16 protein-coding genes are annotated in these 19268 nt (G+C 45.9%); 8 read left to right on the plus strand and 8 right to left on the minus strand.

Features of this window, described 5'->3' with window-relative positions; translation table 11 throughout:
* Positions 1–12: 12 nt before the first annotated feature.
* The 3 genes from rpoA to dsbD all read left to right on the plus strand — a co-directional run bounded on the left by rpoA (position 13) and on the right by dsbD (position 3188).
* Positions 13–996: a DNA-directed RNA polymerase subunit alpha gene (gene rpoA / locus LZG75_RS01770; RefSeq protein ID WP_233923272.1), complete on the plus strand. Its 984-nt coding sequence runs from the start codon at positions 13–15 to the stop codon at positions 994–996.
* 12 nt (positions 997–1008) lie between these two features.
* Positions 1009–1404, plus strand: a complete 396-nt coding sequence (rplQ, locus tag LZG75_RS01775) for a 50S ribosomal protein L17 (protein ID WP_233934848.1) — start codon at positions 1009–1011, stop codon at positions 1402–1404.
* A 74-nt stretch (positions 1405–1478) separates the two neighbouring features.
* Positions 1479–3188 (plus strand): protein-disulfide reductase DsbD, encoded by a 1710-nt coding sequence (gene dsbD, locus LZG75_RS01780; RefSeq protein ID WP_233934849.1) that lies wholly within the window; start codon positions 1479–1481, stop codon positions 3186–3188.
* A gap of 16 nt (positions 3189–3204) precedes the next feature.
* On the opposite strand, the gene hemB is transcribed toward dsbD, so the two are convergent.
* Positions 3205–4206 carry a porphobilinogen synthase gene (gene hemB / locus LZG75_RS01785; protein ID WP_233923269.1) on the minus strand — a complete coding sequence of 334 codons (1002 nt, stop codon included), beginning with the start codon at positions 4204–4206 and terminating at the stop codon, positions 3205–3207.
* A complete protein-coding gene (gene yihA / locus LZG75_RS01790) occupies positions 4207–4884 on the minus strand; it encodes a ribosome biogenesis GTP-binding protein YihA/YsxC (RefSeq protein ID WP_233923268.1) in 678 nt (225 codons plus the stop codon). It abuts the gene before it with no gap.
* A 103-nt stretch (positions 4885–4987) separates the two neighbouring features.
* Here yihA and LZG75_RS01795 point away from each other — a divergent pair, with 103 nt between their 5' ends.
* Positions 4988–5752: a cytochrome c gene (locus LZG75_RS01795; protein WP_233934850.1), complete on the plus strand. Its 765-nt coding sequence runs from the start codon at positions 4988–4990 to the stop codon at positions 5750–5752.
* A gap of 13 nt (positions 5753–5765) precedes the next feature.
* On the opposite strand, the gene lysA is transcribed toward LZG75_RS01795, so the two are convergent.
* Both lysA and LZG75_RS12295 read right to left on the minus strand, forming a co-directional pair.
* Complete coding sequence (gene lysA, locus LZG75_RS01800) at positions 5766–7085, minus strand: diaminopimelate decarboxylase (protein WP_233934851.1); 1320 nt, start codon at positions 7083–7085, stop codon at positions 5766–5768.
* Positions 7082–7288, minus strand: a complete 207-nt coding sequence (locus LZG75_RS12295; RefSeq protein WP_370634749.1) for a lipoprotein — start codon at positions 7286–7288, stop codon at positions 7082–7084. The genes lysA and LZG75_RS12295 overlap by 4 nt, the downstream gene beginning before the upstream one ends.
* A gap of 17 nt (positions 7289–7305) precedes the next feature.
* On the opposite strand from LZG75_RS12295, the gene cyaY reads away from it, so the two are divergent.
* The gene (cyaY, locus tag LZG75_RS01805; RefSeq protein ID WP_233923265.1) at positions 7306–7710 is read left to right on the plus strand and encodes an iron donor protein CyaY; all 405 of its coding nucleotides are present in this window, start codon (positions 7306–7308) and stop codon (positions 7708–7710) included.
* On the opposite strand, the gene aroB is transcribed toward cyaY, so the two are convergent.
* Genes aroB through LZG75_RS01825 form a run of 4 tightly spaced genes read right to left on the minus strand, consistent with a single transcriptional unit; the run spans position 7707 to position 11214 of the window.
* Entirely contained in the window at positions 7707–8789 is a 1083-nt protein-coding gene (gene aroB, locus LZG75_RS01810) for a 3-dehydroquinate synthase (protein ID WP_233934852.1), read from the minus strand. The genes cyaY and aroB overlap by 4 nt on opposite strands.
* Positions 8786–9271 (minus strand): shikimate kinase, encoded by a 486-nt coding sequence (locus LZG75_RS01815; protein WP_233923388.1) that lies wholly within the window; start codon positions 9269–9271, stop codon positions 8786–8788. Before LZG75_RS01815 ends, aroB begins: the two co-directional genes overlap by 4 nt.
* Positions 9272–9328: 57 nt before the next feature.
* On the minus strand, positions 9329–10483 hold the full coding sequence (locus LZG75_RS01820; protein ID WP_233923263.1) for a type II and III secretion system protein: 1155 nt from the start codon (positions 10481–10483) through the stop codon (positions 9329–9331).
* Positions 10480–11214, minus strand: coding sequence for a hypothetical protein (locus LZG75_RS01825; RefSeq protein WP_233934853.1), 735 nt, complete (start codon positions 11212–11214; stop codon positions 10480–10482). Before LZG75_RS01825 ends, LZG75_RS01820 begins: the two co-directional genes overlap by 4 nt.
* Before the next feature lie 99 nt (positions 11215–11313).
* On the opposite strand from LZG75_RS01825, the gene LZG75_RS01830 reads away from it, so the two are divergent.
* From LZG75_RS01830 to LZG75_RS01840, 3 genes are all read left to right on the plus strand, one after another.
* Positions 11314–13653, plus strand: coding sequence for a penicillin-binding protein 1A (locus tag LZG75_RS01830; protein ID WP_233934854.1), 2340 nt, complete (start codon positions 11314–11316; stop codon positions 13651–13653).
* Positions 13654–13668: 15 nt separating this feature from the next.
* Positions 13669–14355 (plus strand): transposase, encoded by a 687-nt coding sequence (locus tag LZG75_RS01835; RefSeq protein WP_233923260.1) that lies wholly within the window; start codon positions 13669–13671, stop codon positions 14353–14355.
* Positions 14356–14513: 158 nt separating this feature from the next.
* The gene (locus tag LZG75_RS01840) at positions 14514–19256 is read left to right on the plus strand and encodes a glutamate synthase-related protein (RefSeq protein ID WP_370634747.1); all 4743 of its coding nucleotides are present in this window, start codon (positions 14514–14516) and stop codon (positions 19254–19256) included.
* Positions 19257–19268 lie beyond the last annotated feature (12 nt).

Raw genomic sequence — 19268 nt, forward strand, 5'->3', positions numbered from 1 at the left:
TAAGGAAAACATATGCAAACAAACTTGCTCAAGCCAAAAATTATTTCAGTAGAAGCACTTACCCCCAATCAAGCTAAAGTGGTGATGGAGCCATTTGAACGTGGCTATGGCCATACGCTGGGAAACGCTTTACGCCGTGTGTTGTTGTCATCGATGGTTGGCTTTGCGCCAACTGAGGTCGCTATTTCAGGTGTGGTTCATGAGTATTCAACGCTCGATGGCGTGCAGGAAGATGTTGTTAATCTCTTGCTCAATCTTAAAGGTGTAGTCTTCAAATTGCAGTCACGTGATGAAGTGACGATTAATTTACGTAAAGATGGGCCTGGTGTGGTCACCGCTAAAGATATCGATTTACCCCACGATGTAGAAATTATTAATCCAGATCATGTCATTGCCCACTTAGCTGCCGGTGGTAAATTAGATATGCAAATTAAAGTGGAAAAAGGGCGTGGTTATGTGCCCGGCAATATGCGTCAGTATCATGATGAAACAACTAAGCTTATTGGCCGCATTGTTTTAGATGCTTCTTTTAGCCCCGTTACTCGTGTTAGCTATGCAGTTGAATCAGCTCGCGTTGAACAGCGTACCGACTTAGATCGCTTGGTGATGACCATTGAAACTAATGGCGTCATGACACCTGAAGAGACGATTCGTCAAGCAGCTAGTATTTTGGTCGATCAATTAGTTGTATTCGCAGCGTTAGAAAGTAGCGAAATTTCAGGCGATTTGGTACCTAGCCGCTCTTCGATGGTTGATCCGATGTTAATGCGCCCAGTCGACGATCTCGAGCTGACTGTGCGTTCCGCTAACTGCTTAAAAGCAGAAAACATCTATTACATTGGCGATTTAATCCAGCGCACTGAAAATGAGTTGTTAAAGACGCCTAATTTAGGTCGTAAATCATTAAATGAAATTAAAGACGTGTTAGCGGCTCGTGGCTTAAGCCTTGGGATGAAACTTGAGAGTTGGCCACCTGCTAACCTTGGAAATAATTAGAAAGGAAGCATCATGCGTCACGGAAACGGTTTACGCAAACTTAATCGAACCTCATCGCATCGTTTAGCGATGCTGCGTAATATGTCGAATTCGCTTTTGGAGCATGAAGTAATTAAAACCACTCTACCAAAAGCAAAAGAATTGCGCATGGTTGTTGAGCCCTTAATTACTTTAGGCAAGAAAGATAGCTTAGCGAATCGGCGTTTAGCTTACAACCGCACGCAAGATCGCGACATTGTTGCTAAATTATTTACCGAGCTTGGGCCGCGTTATGCTACACGCCCAGGCGGTTATTTACGCATCTTAAAGTTTGGCTTTCGGCAGGGCGATAATGCGCCTATGGCCTTGGTTGAATTGGTTGATCGCCCTATTGTTGAAGAGGTTGTAGCTGAAGAGAGTTCAACTTAATTGTGAGTATGGGGTATAGTGAAAAGCCAGACTTCGGTCTGGCTTTTTCATTTATATAGGACCGAATTAAATTGATGCAAATACATAACACACTACTTAAGCTAGTACTCACCTTTTGTTTATTCATTTCCAGCGCTTTTGCAGCGCCTGATTTTTTACCACCAGAAAAAGCGTTTCAAGTGCAAGCCACTTGGCTAGAAAATAGAACGCAGGTTGAAATTGATTTCAAACCCGTTAAAGGATATTACATTTATCAGCATTCATTGCAATTTCATGTGCTTGAAAATGGGCAGCCAACCTATCAGTTTCAGCCCCCCTTACCCGCCGGAGAAAATAAATTTGATCCTACTTTTAATAAAAATCTTATTATTTACAAGACCCCATTTCAAGTTCAAATTAATTTAGATCAGGCCATCAGTAGTATAGGTAAAGCAGCTGATGCATTCAGTAATCGAGTTAAGGGTTTGCGTTTGCAAATTCAATTGCAAGGTTGTGCAGATGGTGGAATTTGCTACCCACCGATGACCTTAAACTTTAACTTAGCAGCCCCTGGTGTTAAGGCCCAACCATTGCCCGATACAACGGAGATCGCACCACCCTCAGAAAAATTGAGTTTAGTTAGCTTATGGGGGCAGCGTGAAGATATCAACGCAGTCAATCAATTTTTAGCTCAAGCATCTATTCCTTACCTATTTTTAGCATTTTTTATTTTAGGAATTGCGCTGGCATTTACCCCCTGCGTTTTACCCATGTTGCCTATTTTGTCGAGTATTCTCTTCAATTCAGACCCTGCTAAGTCAATTAAAAAAAGCCGGGCTGCCGTCTTAGCCATTGCCTATATCTTGGGTATGGCTAGCCTCTATTCAATCGCAGGAATGCTCATGGCTGCGCTTGGCAGTGGCGCTCAAGCAGCGCTACAAAATCCCTTGGTCTTATTGGCTTTTGGCCTAGTTTTATTAGCTTTGGCCGGCAGTTTATTTGGGTTTTATCACTTACGTTTACCGCATGCACTGCAACAGACCATTGATCAGTTTGCTGGGCGCCAAAAGGGCGGCAGCATTATTGGTGCATTTATCCTGGGTGGGCTTTCAACCCTAATTGCTAGCCCATGCATTACGGCACCATTAGCTGGGGTATTGGCATTTATTGCCCAAACTGGCTCGGTAGCACTTGGCGGCAGCTTGTTATTTATTATGGCTATCGGCATGGGTTTGCCTCTACTCTTGATTGCCCTCGAGGCACGGGTTTTGGTCCCCAACACAGGCGCATGGATGTTATGGTTACAGCGCATCCTGGGTGTTTTATTGGTGGCTCTGGCAATTTGGATTGTCTGGCCAGCCCTTTTTTCAGGGTCGCAAGCACTCTTTCAAACTCAGCAAGCAAGCCCATCCAAGCAAAATTCGCAACGTACCATCGCAGCAAATTTACACTTTACTGTTGTTCAATCCTCAGCCGAATTAAAGCAGGTGCTTGAAAAAGCGAACATAGAGCGGCGCCCTGTGTTGCTCGATTTTTATGCCGATTGGTGTATTAGTTGCAAAGAAATGGAACTCCTTACTTTTGCTGATCCAACCGTTGCTCAAGCCTTAAGTAAGTTTGTCTTAGTGCAGGCCGATGTGACCAAAAATACACCCGAAAATCAAGCGTTGCTCAAGCAATTTAATCTATTTGGGCCACCCGCAATACTATTTTTTGATGCCGAGGGGCGCGAGCAAACAACCCAACGGATCATTGGGTTTATGGCGGCAAACCGTTTTTTAGTCTACTTAAACTCGCTTAAATAAGCGATTTTTAAGACATTTAGTTATTTTTTAATTGGCGCGCGGCTTCTAAAGCAAAGTAAGTTAGGACGCCGTCTGCGCCGGCACGTTTAAAGGCAATTAAGCTTTCCATCATGACTGCATCATGATCAAGCCAACCATTTTGAGCAGCAGCTTTGAGCATGGCGTACTCACCACTAACTTGATATACATAAGTTGGATAAGAAAATGCCTCTTTAACTTGACGAACGATATCCAGATAGGGCATACCCGGTTTTACCATCACCATATCGGCGCCTTCGCTAATATCAAGCGCTGTTTCTGAAAGGGCTTCGGCACTATTAGCCGGATTCATTTGATACGTTTTTTTATCGGCCTTACCTAAATTTTTTGCCGAACCAACGGCATCACGAAATGGGCCATAAAAAGCCGAAGCATATTTAGCAGAATAGGCCATGATGCGGGTATGAATCAAATTTAACTTTTCAAGCTCTCGACGAATTGCGCCAATACGCCCATCCATCATGTCTGAAGGTGCAACAATATCAACCCCTGCTTGCGCTTGTGTTATTGCTTGCTGTACCAAAACAGCAGTAGTGACATCATTGAGTAGGCGATTTTGTTCATCTAAGATGCCATCTTGGCCATGACTGGTATAGGGATCAAGGGCGACATCCGTCATGATGCCTAAATTAGGAAAGCGTGTTTTTAAAGCTTCGACTGCGCGCGGAATTAAACCATTAGGGTTTAGCGCTTCTTTACCATCAGGTGTTTTTAGGGTTGGATCAATGACAGGGAAAAGTGCCATCACAGGAATTCCAAGCTCAAGACATTCTTCAGCAACCTCAAAAAGTAAGTCGAGCGAGAGTCGATTGATTCCAGGCATTGAAGCAATTGCTTGCGATTGCTTGCTGCCTTCTAATAAAAAAACCGGATAAATTAAATCATCTACCGTTAAGCGGTTTTCTTGCATTAATCTTCTAGACCAATCGTCGCGGCGCATACGACGCGGACGATGAGCAGGAAAATGGAGTGGGTTCATTTAGTTTTCCTCGGTTTGGGTGAAGACATCAGGCAGAGTCGGAACAGCAAATAACCAATTAATAATAATTTTATCTGCTTCTACCAGCCCAATGCGTTTTGTACTGGAAAAGAGTTGCGCAGTAATTTGCGGCTGGGGCCCAGCCAAATTGACTGCCGGCCCAGCTAATTCAGCTAATCTTTTCTCTACGGCCTCTAGGGTATGACGACACTCGGTATGGTTGAGCTTATCGCATTTACTTAAAAGTAAATGAATTGGTTTACCGGTCGGTAAAAACCATTGAATCATTTGTTCATCTAAGTCAGTCATCCCGCGGCGTGAATCAATGATTAAAATCATGCCAACTAGTTCGGGGCGTTCTTGCAAATAGTCGCTGACTAAACTATTCCAGTGGTAGCGGGTTTCATGATTGACGGCGGCATAGCCATAGCCGGGCAAATCAACGAGATAGGCTAATAAATCATCTTTTGCAAACACGCCAAAATAATTAATATGTTGAGTCCGCCCCGGCGTTTTACTCGCAAAAGCCAAGCGCTTTTGATTGCATAAAACATTAATAGCGCTCGATTTGCCAGCATTTGAGCGCCCGGCAAAGGCTACTTCCCGCAGGGGGCCTTGGGGCAGACAATGCAAATCGTTTACGGTGGTAAAAAAGCGGGATTGAAAGAGTTTAGACATGTCTGGAAGCTATTGTAAAATCACATAAAATATTAAGATCTGCGGGATTTGGCCAGCAATAGCCAGCCAAATCTTCTAAGGAATTTTTGCCAAGGTAAACATAATGCGTCATAGCACCCAAATCTCCAAATTAAGTCGCTTAAAAAAGCTGTTTTTAGGCCTTTGCAGTATTTTCATATTATCTGCTAGCGGCTCTGTGGCCATTGCTAACGAGCCCGCCAAGCCAGCACCAACTGCTACAGTTCCTGCTTCAGCCACGGCTACCGCTGTAGCCCCAGCGCCAGTAGCTATAGCGGCTAAGCCTACTAAGGGCGATGCCGCCGCGGGCGAGGCCCTCTATAACAGCGGTGATACTAGCCGCGGCGTAGTGGCTTGCATTACGTGTCATGGCCCCAAGGGGATGAGCGCCGTGGCAACTTGGCCTAAGTTAGCCGCGCAACATGGAACTTATTTAGCTAAGCAATTAAAAAGTTATAAGGACGGCACGCGTGCTAATCCCATCATGATGGGTATGGCGGCGACCTTAACCGAGCAAGATATGTTGAATTTGGCTGCGTTTTTAGTAAAACAGGCACCTCCCCAAGGCGAGGCGCAAGATAAGGCGACCCTCGAGCTCGGACAACTCATTTATCGTGGTGGCATCGCTGCCAAAGGCATTCCTGCTTGTGCGGCTTGCCATAGTCCAAATGGGGCTGGTATTCCAGCGCAATACCCCCGCTTGGGTGGGCAATGGGCAGAATACAACGCTGTACAACTGGGGTATTTCCGCGATGGCACCCGTAAAAATGTACAAATGAATATGATCGCTGTCAAACTATCTGATCTTGAAATGAAGGCCGTTACCGATTACATGGCTGGACTGCATTAAGGCTGGCGAAGTACTATTTTTTTTGCGGTAAGAGACGCTCTTTTGAGAGCAACTCAGCAACGGTTTCGCGTTCACGGATGATAAAAGCTTGGTTGCCATCGACCATCACTTCAGCTGCTCGAGGGCGAGTGTTGTAATTCGATGCCATCGTAAAGCCATAAGCCCCGGTCGATAAAATCGCCAAAACATCATTTGCTTTAATTGCCAGAGCCCGATCTTTACCAAGCCAGTCTCCCGATTCACAAACTGGTCCAACTACATCATAAATTTGTGTTTCAGCCTCATTATTTTGAACTGCCACAATGGCGTGATACGCGCTATAAAGTGCAGGGCGTAATAAATCATTCATCGCCGCATCTACTATGCAAAAATTTTTACTCGCTCCAAGTTTGATATATTCGACGCGCGTGAGCAAGACGCCTGCATTACCCACTAATGAGCGCCCAGGCTCAAGAAGAATTTCTAGGTTGGCAAAGCCGCGTTCAGCAATCCGATCTAAAAGCGCGTTAGTAAATTCGGTGATAGCAGGCGAACTTTCATCGCCATAATCAATCCCAAGTCCACCTCCTAAATCGAGGTGCCGTAACTTAATCCCCTCTTTTTTAAGTTGTGTTACTAAATCAAGTACTTTATCAAGCGCGTCCAAATAAGGCGCGGTAGAGGTAATTTGTGAGCCAATATGACAATCAATTCCCACGATATCAAGATGCGAAAGTAAGGCAGCCTCACGATAGGTTTTTAGCGTTTCATGATAAGCAATACCAAACTTGTTATCTTTGAGTCCAGTAGAAATATAGGGATGCGTTTGTGCATCGACATCGGGATTCACTCGCAAAGAAATTGGCGCACGACAAGATAATTCTGCTGCGATCTGATTAATTTGTTCAAGCTCGGCAACAGATTCAACATTGAAGCATTTCACTCCAACCGTAAGGGCCAGCCGAATTTCAGCAGCAGATTTACCAACCCCTGCAAAAACTAAGCTTGCTGGATCGGCGCCAATTGCAAGTGCGCGTTCGAGTTCCCCGCCACTAACTAAATCAAAGCCTGCGCCAAGCTCTTTAAAGCAATTCATTACTGCAAGATTACTATTGGCTTTCACTGCAAAGAAAATTCGCGCTCGTCTTTTGCCTTGTGCGTTAAAGCAGGCTTCTTCATAGGCAGCAAATGCAGCCACCAAAGCACGTTTGCTATAAACATAGAGTGGCGTACCAAATTGCGCCGCCAGTTGGGCTAAGGGGAGTGCTTCAATAAACCAGCAGCCATCACGTACAGAAAACCCTAGCAAGCTTTGCAAGGCCGGTAAGGAATTGTGATGTTTTGCTTGACTCATTTGCTTTCCTCAGGTGAGGCCTCCTTATTATCAACAGCGGTATTTGGGCCGGGAGCTGGGTACAACTTGCCTTTTGGTTCAACTTGGGCAGGAATCGGCGGTATATTTGGCACGCTTGGCAAATACAGGGGCCCTCTTACCCCACATCCTATGAGGGATATTATGATGCTAAATCTAAAGGCTCGAATAAGAATCGCTATCATGAAAGTCTCTAAAACGAATGATTGAATATAGCATGCAGCATCCAGTAAATACCCCAGCCGCTGAACCCATTGACGATAAACAATTTCATCAGCTAGCCAGTCAACTCTTACACTCGCTCGAGATTACGCTTGAGGCCGCCGATGATCAGTTAGATCTTGATTTAGATGTTGAGCGACAGGGTGGCAATGTGATTAATATTCGTTTTCGTGATCGTAGCGTCATTGTTGTTAATAGCCAACCCCCCTTGCACGAAATTTGGGTAGCAGCTAAGGCTGGCGGTTTTCATTATCGCTGGGCTGGTACTACTTCATCACCACTGTGGATCGACTATAAAACAGGCAAAGAGCTATTAAGCGATTTAACGCAATTTATTAGTGCGCAGGCTGGCCAAGCGGTAACTTTAGGCCGGCATCAACCTTAAGCAGCGCCAGTAGCAAGTAAAGTTTCTTGAACTAGTGATGCGGGGGCGGCTTCAATGATAGCTGCACCTAGCGGGTTAAGAACCACATAGCGAATTTGACCGCCCGCGGTTTTTTTATCTAATTGCATTAATTCGAAGTAGCGCTCAAGCCCGAACTTTGGTGCTTCAGTCGGTAGTCCCATGGCATGAATGAGCTGCTTTAGGCGCTGCACCTCGGGGGCTTGAATTTTGCCTAAGCGCATCGAGAGATCGGCAGCCATAACCATTCCACAACCAACCGCCTCCCCATGTAACCATTTGCCATATCCTAGGCCAGCTTCAATTGCGTGCCCAAACGTATGACCAAAATTTAAGGTTGCACGAACGTTGCTTTCACGTTCATCGGCAGCTACTAATGCCGCTTTAATTTCACAAGAGCGTAGTACAGCATGCGCTAGCGCAGCAGGCTCGCAGGCCAACAAGGCAGCCGTATTTTTTTCGATCCAAGCCAGAAAATGAATATCAGCCATAGCACCATGTTTAATGACTTCCGCCAGCCCTGCCGAAAGTTCACGGGGAGGTAATGATTGTAAGGTGCGTAAATCGGCAATGACAGCCACGGGTTGATGAAAAGCGCCAATCATATTTTTACCCAGCGGATGATTAATGCCCGTTTTTCCGCCCACCGAGGAATCTACTTGAGCTAATAAAGTCGTTGGAACTTGAATAAAGCGAATGCCACGCATAAAGCTTGCTGCAGCAAAGCCAGCCATGTCGCCAATGACCCCACCACCGAGCGCAATAATGGCAGTATCGCGATCAGCCCCAGATTGCAGCAGGACATCAAAAATCGTTTGTAAATGAGTCCAATCTTTGTAAGACTCGCCATCGGGTAAAACGATCAGATGCACCCGTTTTTTTAGTTGCTCAAGAGTTTTGGTGAGCGCCTCTGCATACAATGACGCAACAGTTGTATTGGTCACAATGAAAACTACCTCACCCTTAAGGTGGGGATGAAAGAGACTGCCTTGGGAGATTAAATCACTTCCAATATAAATGGGATAACTACGTTTACCCAGTTCGACCTTGAGTGTATTCATGGGCTTAATTCTAGCTGCATCAACAAAGTATGAACCAATTGATTGACGCTGGGCTTGCCAGTTTCAATAATATGCGTGGCAATATCGCGATAAAGGGGATCACGCTCTGCATACAGCGTTGTCAAAATTTGCCGTGGGTCGCCATTTTGTAGGAGGGGCCTGCCCTCACTGCCTTTAGTTCGATGCCACAACTCATTGGGGTTAGCGTGCAAATAAATGACAACCCCTCGTTTGCTTAAGGCCTGCCGATTTTCAGGTGCAAGAATTGAGCCACCACCCGTAGCCAAAATAATGTCATTTTCTTGAGTTAACTCGGCAATCATTTGGGCTTCACGTTTACGAAACCCAGACTCACCTTCCATTTCAAAGATAAGGGGAATTTTGACGCCGCAGCGCTCTTCAAGCGCATGGTCGCTATCAATAAAACGGCGTCCTAGTTTGCGCGCCAATAATTTCCCTACGGTAGACTTACCAGCCCCCATGAGACCAATTAAGAAAATATTGTTAGATTTGTTTAATAAGGAGTTCACATCCTGATTTTATAAGGGTTTGGGCAGGACGGTGGGGGTTAAGAAAACCAGCAACTCTTTTTTATCGTGTAGTTTGGCGCTATGCCTAAATAAATGGCCCAAAATGGGGATATCACCAAGCAAGGGCACCTTAACGATGTCTTCTCGCTCAATGGTTTGATAAATTCCACCAATAATGACAGTACCCCCATTTTCTACAGTTACTTCTGAGCTTAGCGTTTTCGTATCAATGGCATAGCCCTGTTCAGTTTTCATGCCAATGGTGTCTTTAGTAATGCCAACTAACATCGAAATCATGCCATCAGGATGAATTTTAGGAATGACCTCAAGACGCAGATTTGCTTTACGGAATTGCAATTTACTGCCGCTTTGGGTTGAAACTTGATAAGGTAATTCAGTGCCCTGTTCAATTGTTGCTTTGACTTGATCTGAGGTCATGATGCGGGGATTCGAAATAACTTTGCCTTGGCCTTGAGCTTCAAGCGCAGAAAGTTCAGCCTGTAAAAGCTGGCTAGCATTTTTAGATAAAAGAGTGGCAGCGGCACTGACGGGACTAAATCCATTTAAGCCATTGGCCGCTAAATCAAAACCCGAGCTCATTTTAGGATTCAAATGCGAACTCGCTCCTTCACCCAGAAAGCTGAGCTTAGCACCCAGATCACGAGCAAAGCGGTCATCAGCTTCAACGATTCTGGCTTCGATTAAAATTTGTTTAGGGCTCTGTGCGTGGTCACCCCCAAATGGTAAGGCTGCATCTTCACGACGGTGTTTTTGAAAGGCATTAATTTCAGCGTAGGGGCCAATCCAGAAAATATCGCCATGCCTTAGCATGCTCAACCCTTTGCTAGCTAAGATTGATTGCACCGCACTACCCCATGGAATCTGCTGCAAATCAACTGAAATCGTGCCTTGAATCGATTCGCTAATTAAAAAATTCGTTTGCCCAAGTCGTGCCAATTCTTTGAGTAAGGTACTGACTTCAATATTGGCAAAATGTAGGCTAATGGTTTTTGCTTGAGCCGCCTGCGCTATCTTCTGTGGGCTAGTTGAGGTCCCAGTTAACGATGAGTCTGCATAAGTTGGTGTGAGCAGCGGCAGCCATAAAAACCATAGCGCTAAACAGAGCCGTGCGTAGCTACGAAAGGAGTGGGTCTTGAGCCTCATGGCTGACGCTTTAATTTAAGCGTGACAACCTGTCCAGTGGCTGCAGTAAGTTTGGCATGCTCTGCCCTAATTTCGCTTAAGACCCATGTCCCTAGTACCGCAGTATGAAGAGCTAAGGATAGGGTTTTATCACCAGTGTGAAAAAAAGCTACCGTACCTTGACCAGCGGTGCTCATGCCTAAATATCGCCACTGACTTAAGGTGGCCTCTTCCGCTTTTAATTTACGGTTGAGCTCCAGCGCTTCTTGGCGCATAGGATTATGAGCAGATTTAATACTGCGAGAACCTGCACTAAGTTGTGCGGTATAAATCTGGTCGAGTTGCTCGCTGAGTTCCGCATGATAATTGCTTGCAGTGTCTTCTTGTTCTGTTAGGGCTTGCTTGAGTCGATTGATTTGCGCTTCCAGTAAGCCAAATTGGGAATGCGTGTTCTGCTCTAGAGCAATGAGTGCGCTAATTGTCCAAGCTAATGCACCAAAGGATACAAGGCCAATTAAACTTGGTATCCATTGGACTGGTTTGGCGAAGGTGTGGCGTATTTGTGCTGGCGGCTGAAGGCCAAGGCTGTGCTTGGCTTCGGCTGGTGCGGCCTCGGCAGCCAGTTTATTTTGCTGGCGAGCAGATAGCTCAGGTTCCGGGCTTGAAGTCACTGGATTCTGCATGACTGGATCATCACCCAGCACGCTCAAAATGGCATCAAAAGATTGGGAAGTAATTTTACGTATCGGCACCCCCTATTCTTTTCTAAACTCTTTCCTAAATCTAGCAACATAGGCTTAAAGACGCGTAGGAATAAGCCGATTTAGGCATGGCTCTTATAATTCAAGCTTATGGCACAAACCCCTCAAGACAGGCCGCCCCTGAAGCCAAATGCACGCAATCAGCCCAGCGGCACGATTCGCCCTCGCTTGAACTCCGGAGGTCATTCTTTTTGGACCGCGATTCGTAGCCCGCTCGTGAAAGCCTTATTAATTCTGGGGCTGGTCTTGGCAATTTTACTGAGCTTGCTGTTGGCTTACGCTTTTATTGTGGCCAAGCCAAATTTACCGAGTATTTCCGCTTTAACGGATTACAACCCTAAAGTGCCTTTGCGAATTTATACCGCAGATAAAGTCTTAATTGGTGAGTTTGGCGAAGAGCGACGTAAGTTAGTGCCACTAAATCAAATGCCGCAACAAATGAAAAATGCGGTCTTATCAATAGAGGATGATCGTTTTTATTCCCATGGCGGAGTTGATTATTTCGGAGTGTTGCGTGCCGGACTAGCTAATTTGCGTGGCCGCTTGGCACAAGGTGCGTCAACTATAACCATGCAAGTTGCCCGAAATTTTTTCTTGGGAAATGAAAAAACCTTTAGCCGCAAAATTTATGAAGTTTTATTGGCCTGGAAAATTGAAGCTGAGCTGAGTAAAGACAAAATTCTTGAAATTTATATGAATCAAATTTTTTTGGGTCAGCGCGCTTATGGTTTTGCAAGCGCGGCGCAAATTTATTTTGGTAAAGATATTCATGAAATTAGCATTGCCGAAGCAGCGATGTTGGCCGGCTTACCAAAGGCGCCATCAGCCTATAACCCAGTTACTAATTATCGTCGTGCGAAAGCGCGCCAAGAATATATTTTGCAACGGATGCGCGATTTATCCTATATTACTCCCGCAGAATACGATAAAGCGATGAAGGAGGAATTACGCGTGCGGGGCTTGGGTAATGAATTTAGAACCCGCGCTGATTTCGCTGCGGAAATGGTAAGACAAATTTTATTTGCCCAATATGGTGAGGCAATTTATTCCCAAGGCTTAGATGTGTACACGACACTTTTAAAAGCTGATCAAGATGCGGCTTACCGCGCAGTGCGCCGAGGTATTTTTGAGTATGACTTACGGCACGCTTATCGTGGTCCCGAGGGCTTTATTGAATTGCCAGTAGATAATTTAAAGCGCCAACGGGCCATTGATGATGCTTTGCTTGAGCATCCACCGCTCGATGAGCTTCAGTCAGGCGTGGTATTGGCAGTCAAGCCTAAAGAGCTTGAGGTGATGATTGCGACGGGAGATGTCATTGTAATCAAAGGCGACGGCATGAAACTAGCCTTAGCCACACTCACTGATAGCGCACAGCCCAAGAAGCGCTTACGGCCTGGAGCGATAGTGCGCTTGTTAGCTGAAGATGGCATGTGGAAGTTGGCCCAACTTCCACAAGTTGAAGCGGCATTCGTATCGATGAATCCAGAAACTGGCGCAATTTTATCCTTGGTAGGCGGTTTTGATTTTCATCGTACGCAATTTAATCATGTGACACAGGCAATGCGCCAACCAGGCTCCTCGTTTAAGCCCTTTATTTATGCCGCAGCACTTGAAAAAGGATTTTCACCCAGCACCGTTGTTAATGATGCGCCGATTTCGATTGGTATTTTAGAAACCGGCAGTCAAGCTTGGGAGCCGAAAAATTATGATGGGAAGTATGAGGGGCTGATGCGCTTGCGTACTGCCTTAGCAAAATCCAAAAACGTAGTTTCGGTGCGCCTATTACGCACTATTGGCCCCTCGTATGCGCAGGAATATATTCAGCGTTTTGGTTTTGAGCCAGAAAAACACCCACCTTACTTAACCTTAGCTTTGGGCGCAGGCTCAGTTACCCCATTACAAATGGCAGCAGCGTATAGTGTTTTTGCCAACGGGGGTTATCGAGTGGACCCTTTTTTAATTGACAAAATGATCGACAACAAAGGGGTGGTGTTATTTGAGGCTCAACCCGTGCGGGTGCATGAAAGTGGCACGCGAGTGCTAGATGCGAGAACGGCATTTGTGATTGATAGCATGTTGCAAGAGGTAACTAAAACTGGCACTGCTGCAAGTGCACGAGCAAAATTAGGACGAACTGATATAGCTGGCAAAACAGGTACGACTAACGACTCACATGATGCCTGGTTTGCAGGGTATAACCCAAAAGTCGTGGCAATTGCATGGATTGGTTTTGATAAGCCTGCGAGTTTGGGTGATCGGGAAACCGGCGGCGGCCTTGCCTTACCAATTTGGATTTCATATATGACCACGGCACTAAGAGGCTCACCAGAAGAGGCGCGCGTTGTCCCAGATGGCGTAACGCAATTTGATGGCGATTGGTTTATTCCTGAATTTGCTCCGCAGGGTGGTATTCGCCAACTCAACTAGTTGACGACCTGAATTATGGCCCGTCAAGCACGCATCGTGATTCCAGGTCAAGCTATGCATGTCATGGCTCGAGGTAATAATCGCCAAACGCTTTTTTTTAATTCGGCAGATCGCCGCATTTACTTAGATTGGTTACGCGAAGCGGCTAAAGAATTTGGGTGTACGGTGCATGCATTTGCTTTAATGCCGAATCATCTACATTGTCTTTTAACCCCCCAGCATGCGCATTCCCTAGCAAAAACCATGCAGTCCTTAGGTCGCAGGTATGCTCAATACTGCAATCAGCAGCAAAATCGCTCTGGAACAATTTGGGAAGGGCGATACCGTTCTTCACTCATTGACGCTGAACATTTTTTACGTTGCCAACGGTATTTAGAATTAAATCCTGTTCGGGCTGGTTATGAATCAAGCCCCGCCGCTTCTAGTTGGACTAGCTACCTTAGCCATACTGGAGAAAAGGTAGAGCCATGGTTAGTCGACCATTCCAGCTTTTGGGCCTTAGGAAATACTCCATTTGAACGGCAATTAGCCTGGCAGCACTTTGTACAGGAGGGCTCCCCCCACCGTGAAGACCTAGAAATAACAGAATACCTATTGAAATCAAAGCCTTGGATTTCTCAGGCAACGGCTATGCAACTTTTTAAGAGTCCCTTAGACGTGGTACAAATTCGGCCACGTGGGCGCCCTAGGCAGAGAATTTAACGAATCTGTCCCCAATAAGCTAAAATGAACGTACTGTCTATTCGTTAATTGGGACAGAGTCATTTTATTTCTATTGCATCTAAAGGGGTATTCCCCTATATTAGTTTCTCCCAACTAGTAATGCTGCTAATTTTTTAAGCTCCACCGCGAGATTGATGATGATGACAACTGAATTACGCCCTGTTAAACAAGGGCTTTATGACCCACAAAATGAACATGATGCCTGTGGCGTAGGATTTGTGGCGCATATCAAAGGCAAAAAATCCCACGATATCATCACGCAGGGATTAAAAATCCTCGAGAACTTAGATCATCGTGGCGCAGTTGGCGCTGATCCGCTGATGGGTGATGGCGCTGGCATTTTGATTCAAATACCCGATCAACTGTATCGGGATGAAATGGCTTTACAAGGTGTAACTCTACCGCCCTTAGGCGAGTATGGCGTCGGCATGATTTTTTTACCTAAAGAGAACGCATCCCGGTTGGCCTGTGAACAGGAATTAGAGCGGACAGTACGTCTTGAAGGACAAACGGTATTAGGTTGGCGTGATGTACCAGTAGACGTTCAATTGCCCATGTCACCGACGGTGAGAAAAACCGAGCCCGTCATTCGGCAAATTTTTATTGGGCGTGGGCGCGACATTATGACGACTGATGCCCTTGAGCGTAAGCTGTACGTTATTCGCAAAACAGCTAGCCATGCAATTCAAGATTTACATTTAAAACATGGTAAAGAATATTTCGTCACTTCGATGTCGGCTCGTACCATTGTTTATAAAGGCTTGCTCTTAGCCAACCAAGTTGGAGCCTACTATCAAGACTTAACTGATGAACGTACCGTTTCAGCCTTGGCATTAGTGCATCAGCGCTTTTCAACGAATACCTTTCCTGCTTGGGAGTTAGCTCATCCTTACCGCATGATTGCGCACAATGGCGAAATTAATACCGTAAAAGGGAATGTCAATTGGATTAATGCGCGCACTGGCGCAATTAGTTCACCCGTATTAGGGGATGACTTACAAAAATTATGGCCACTAATCTATCCGGGGCAATCGGACACAGCCTGTTTTGATAACTGCCTTGAATTACTAGTAATGGCTGGCTATCCTATGGCGCAAGCCATGATGATGATGATTCCTGAAGCTTGGGAACAACACAATTTGATGGACGTCAATCGGCGGGCTTTTTATGAGTACCATGCCTCGATGATGGAGCCTTGGGATGGTCCAGCAGCGATGGCATTTACCGATGGACGTCAAATTGGCGCAACCCTTGATCGTAACGGTTTACGCCCCGCACGGTATTACGTAACCGACGATGATCTTGTCATCATGGCATCCGAGGCTGGAGTATTAGCAATACCTGAAAGCAAGATTGTTCATAAGTGGCGCTTACAGCCCGGCAAAATGTTCATGATTGATATGGAACAGGGCCGCATTATTGAAGACGTTGAGTTAAAAGACGCGGTTGCTAAAGCAAAGCCTTATAAAAGCTGGCTTGATGCAGTACGCATTAAGTTAGACGAGGTTACCGTAAGTGCAAGCGATCGCCTTGACGAAAAACGCGTCATTCGACCTATCGCGAAATTACTCGACCGCCAACAGGCCTTTGGTTACACCCAAGAAGATTTGAAATACTTAATGGCTCCAATGGCTAGCGCCGGCGAGGAAGCTATTGGCTCGATGGGTAACGATAGCCCCTTGGCGGTGTTATCAAATAAAAATAAATCACTTTATAACTACTTTAAGCAATTATTTGCGCAGGTAACTAATCCGCCGATTGATCCTATTCGCGAAAATCTAGTGATGTCATTGGTATCGTTCATTGGTCCTAAGCCCAATTTATTGGATACCAATAATATTAATCCGCCTATGCGCTTAGAAGTGAGTCAACCGATTCTTGATTTCGCTGACATCACTAAAATTCGTCACATTGAGCATTACTCTAATGGTAAGTTTCGCTCTTACGAATTGGATATTTGCTATCCAGCCGCCTGGGGTAAAGCTGGTATTGAAGCGCGGCTAGCGTCACTGTGTGCCGAGGCGGCTGATGCTGTGCGTTCAGGCTATACCATCTTAATTGTTAGCGATCGTCAGGTAGATCAACATCATGTGGCCATACCTGCATTGTTAGCAACGTCAGCCATTCATCAGCATTTAGTTGAAAAAGGTTTGCGCACTAGTGTTGGCTTGGTCGTTGAAACGGGCAGTGCACGCGAAACCCATCACTTTGCTTTATTAGCGGGTTATGGCGCTGAAGCAATCCACCCTTATCTTGCAATGGAAACTTTAGCGCAAATGGCTCAGGGTCTTCCTGGAGACTTATCGGCCGAAAAGGCGATCAAGAATTTTGTAAAGGCAGTTGGCAAGGGATTACAAAAAGTGATGTCCAAAATGGGCATCTCAACCTATATGTCGTACACCGGCTCACAAATTTTTGAGGCCATTGGTTTAAATCAAGAGGTAATCAACCAATATTTCAAGGGCACCTCATCTAATGTCGGTGGCATCGGGGTATTTGAGGTAGCTGAAGAGGCTTTACAGATGCACCAAGCTGCATTTGGTGATGACCCAGTCTTAACTAATATGCTCGAAGCTGGCGGAGAATATGCTTATCGGATTCGCGGTGAAAACCACATGTGGACGCCTGATACGATTGCCAAGCTGCAGCACGCAACCCGCATTGGGCCAGAAAAAGGCTATCAAACCTATAAAGAGTACGCCAACATCATTAATGATCAAAGTAAGCGGCAAATGACTTTGCGGGGCTTATTTGAATTTAAAATTGATCCAGCCAAGGCTATCTCACTCGATGAGGTAGAGCCTGCTAAAGAAATTGTTAAACGCTTTGCAACGGGCGCAATGTCATTGGGCTCGATTTCGACCGAGGCTCATGCCACCTTAGCAATTGCCATGAATCGGATTGGTGGAAAATCAAATACGGGTGAAGGTGGAGAAGACCCCAATCGCTATATCAATGAACTAAAGGGTATTCCAATTAAAAAAGGCGAAACCCTCGCCAGTATTCTCGGCAGTGATGTGGTGGAGGCCAACATTCCACTGCAAGAGGGTGATTCATTGCGCTCTAAAATTAAACAAGTCGCTTCAGGTCGGTTTGGTGTAACCGCCCAATATTTGCGTAGTGCAGATCAAATGCAAATTAAGATGGCTCAAGGCGCAAAGCCTGGCGAGGGTGGCCAATTGCCAGGTAGTAAGGTATCAGATTACATTGGTAACTTGCGCTTTTCCGTGCCTGGTGTAGGCTTAATTTCACCGCCACCACACCATGATATTTATTCGATTGAAGATCTCGCCCAGCTAATACATGATTTAAAAAATGTGAATTCTGCCGCTGATGTATCAGTCAAATTAGTTTCTGAAGTGGGTGTTGGTACGGTTGCTGCTGGTGTCGCTAAAGCGAAAGCCGATCATGTGGTCATTGCCGGTCATGATGGTGGCACAGGGGCTTCGCCATTGTCATCTATTAAGCACGCCGGCTCACCGTGGGAATTGGGTTTGGCTGAAACCCAGCAAACTTTAGTATTGAATCGTTTGCGCAGCCGAATACGCGTGCAGGCTGATGGTCAAATGAAAACGGGTCGGGATGTCGTGATTGGCGCATTGTTAGGCGCGGATGAATTTGGTTTTGCAACGGCGCCCTTAGTTGTTGAGGGCTGCATCATGATGCGCAAGTGTCATTTGAATACCTGTCCCGTTGGCGTCGCTACCCAAGACCCTGAATTGCGTAAACGGTTTGCAGGTAAGCCCGAGCATGTGGTGAACTTCTTCTTTTATATTGCGGAAGAAGCACGTGAATTAATGGCCCAACTTGGTATTCGCAAATTTGATGATCTGATTGGGCGAGTAGATTTGCTCGATACGCGTAAGGGTGTGGAGAACTGGAAAACCCGTGGTTTAGATTTCAGCAAAATATTTGCTGCTCCGCGGGTCCCTGCTGATGTACCGCGATATCAAGTATTAAAGCAAGATCATAATTTGGGTAGCGCACTTGACCATATTTTGATTGAAAAAAGCGAGCCTGCTCTTGAGCGTGGTGAAAAGGTTTCCTTTATCGTGCCAGTGCGTAACGTCAATCGCACTGTGGGTGCGATGCTTTCGGGTGAAGTAGCACAACACCATGGACATGAAGGTTTGCCCAAGGATACGATCCATATTCAGTTGAACGGCACAGCGGGCCAAAGTTTTGGCGCATTTTTGGCGCACGGAATTACGCTAGATTTAGTTGGCGATGGCAATGACTATGTTGGCAAAGGTTTGTCGGGAGGTTGCGTTATTGTGCGTACTCCCCATGAATTCCGTGGCGATTCTGCAAAAAATATTATCGTGGGCAATACCGTTTTATATGGCGCCATTAGTGGCGAAGCATTTTTTAATGGCGTAGCAGGTGAACGTTTTGCAGTGCGTAATTCAGGGGCTACAGCAGTAGTTGAAGGCACAGGCGATCACGGCTGTGAGTATATGACTGGCGGGACGGTGGTGGTCCTGGGTCAAACGGGGCGTAACTTTGCTGCTGGCATGAGCGGCGGTATAGCTTATGTCTATGATGAAGATGGCTTATTTGAGAAGCGTTGCAATACCAGCATGGTCACCTTAGAGAAAGTGTTAACCAGCGCAGAGCAAATTGCGCAAATGCCGCAGTCAGAGTGGCATGCGCCAAGCGATGTGAAAGATGGTGGCGAGCGCGTAAGCGATGAGGTGATTTTAAAAGGCTTGGTTGAGCAGCATTTCCGCCACACGGGTTCTGAGCGTGCCAAAGCCATTTTGGCCGACTGGGAGCAAGCGCGTAACCGCTTTATTAAAGTGTTGCCCACCGAATATAAGCGTGCTTTAGGTGAGCTCTGGCTGAAGTCAGAAAATCAAGACAAATTAATTACTGCTTAAGTAAGTGTAAAG

This window comes from Polynucleobacter sp. IMCC30063 (assembly GCF_021395235.1).
Taxonomy (GTDB): domain Bacteria; phylum Pseudomonadota; class Gammaproteobacteria; order Burkholderiales; family Burkholderiaceae; genus Polynucleobacter.

Bases quoted from the DNA above. Each gene is read 5' to 3' on its own strand.
- LZG75_RS01820 (WP_233923263.1), bottom strand. From the start codon at position 10,483: ATGAGGCTCAAGACCCACTCCTTTCGTAGCTACGCACGGCTCTGTTTA.
- lysA (WP_233934851.1), bottom strand. From the start codon at position 7,085: ATGAGTCAAGCAAAACATCACAATTCCTTACCGGCCTTGCAAAGCTTG.
- LZG75_RS01815 (WP_233923388.1), bottom strand. From the start codon at position 9,271: ATGGGGGCTGGTAAGTCTACCGTAGGGAAATTATTGGCGCGCAAACTA.
- LZG75_RS01835 (WP_233923260.1), top strand. From the start codon at position 13,669: ATGGCCCGTCAAGCACGCATCGTGATTCCAGGTCAAGCTATGCATGTC.
- aroB (WP_233934852.1), bottom strand. From the start codon at position 8,789: ATGAATACACTCAAGGTCGAACTGGGTAAACGTAGTTATCCCATTTAT.
- dsbD (WP_233934849.1), top strand. From the start codon at position 1,479: ATGCAAATACATAACACACTACTTAAGCTAGTACTCACCTTTTGTTTA.
- rpoA (WP_233923272.1), top strand. From the start codon at position 13: ATGCAAACAAACTTGCTCAAGCCAAAAATTATTTCAGTAGAAGCACTT.
- yihA (WP_233923268.1), bottom strand. From the start codon at position 4,884: ATGTCTAAACTCTTTCAATCCCGCTTTTTTACCACCGTAAACGATTTG.
- rplQ (WP_233934848.1), top strand. From the start codon at position 1,009: ATGCGTCACGGAAACGGTTTACGCAAACTTAATCGAACCTCATCGCAT.
- LZG75_RS12295 (WP_370634749.1), bottom strand. From the start codon at position 7,288: ATGATAGCGATTCTTATTCGAGCCTTTAGATTTAGCATCATAATATCC.
- LZG75_RS01795 (WP_233934850.1), top strand. From the start codon at position 4,988: ATGCGTCATAGCACCCAAATCTCCAAATTAAGTCGCTTAAAAAAGCTG.
- LZG75_RS01830 (WP_233934854.1), top strand. From the start codon at position 11,314: ATGGCACAAACCCCTCAAGACAGGCCGCCCCTGAAGCCAAATGCACGC.
- hemB (WP_233923269.1), bottom strand. From the start codon at position 4,206: ATGAACCCACTCCATTTTCCTGCTCATCGTCCGCGTCGTATGCGCCGC.
- cyaY (WP_233923265.1), top strand. From the start codon at position 7,306: ATGATTGAATATAGCATGCAGCATCCAGTAAATACCCCAGCCGCTGAA.
- LZG75_RS01840 (WP_370634747.1), top strand. From the start codon at position 14,514: ATGATGACAACTGAATTACGCCCTGTTAAACAAGGGCTTTATGACCCA.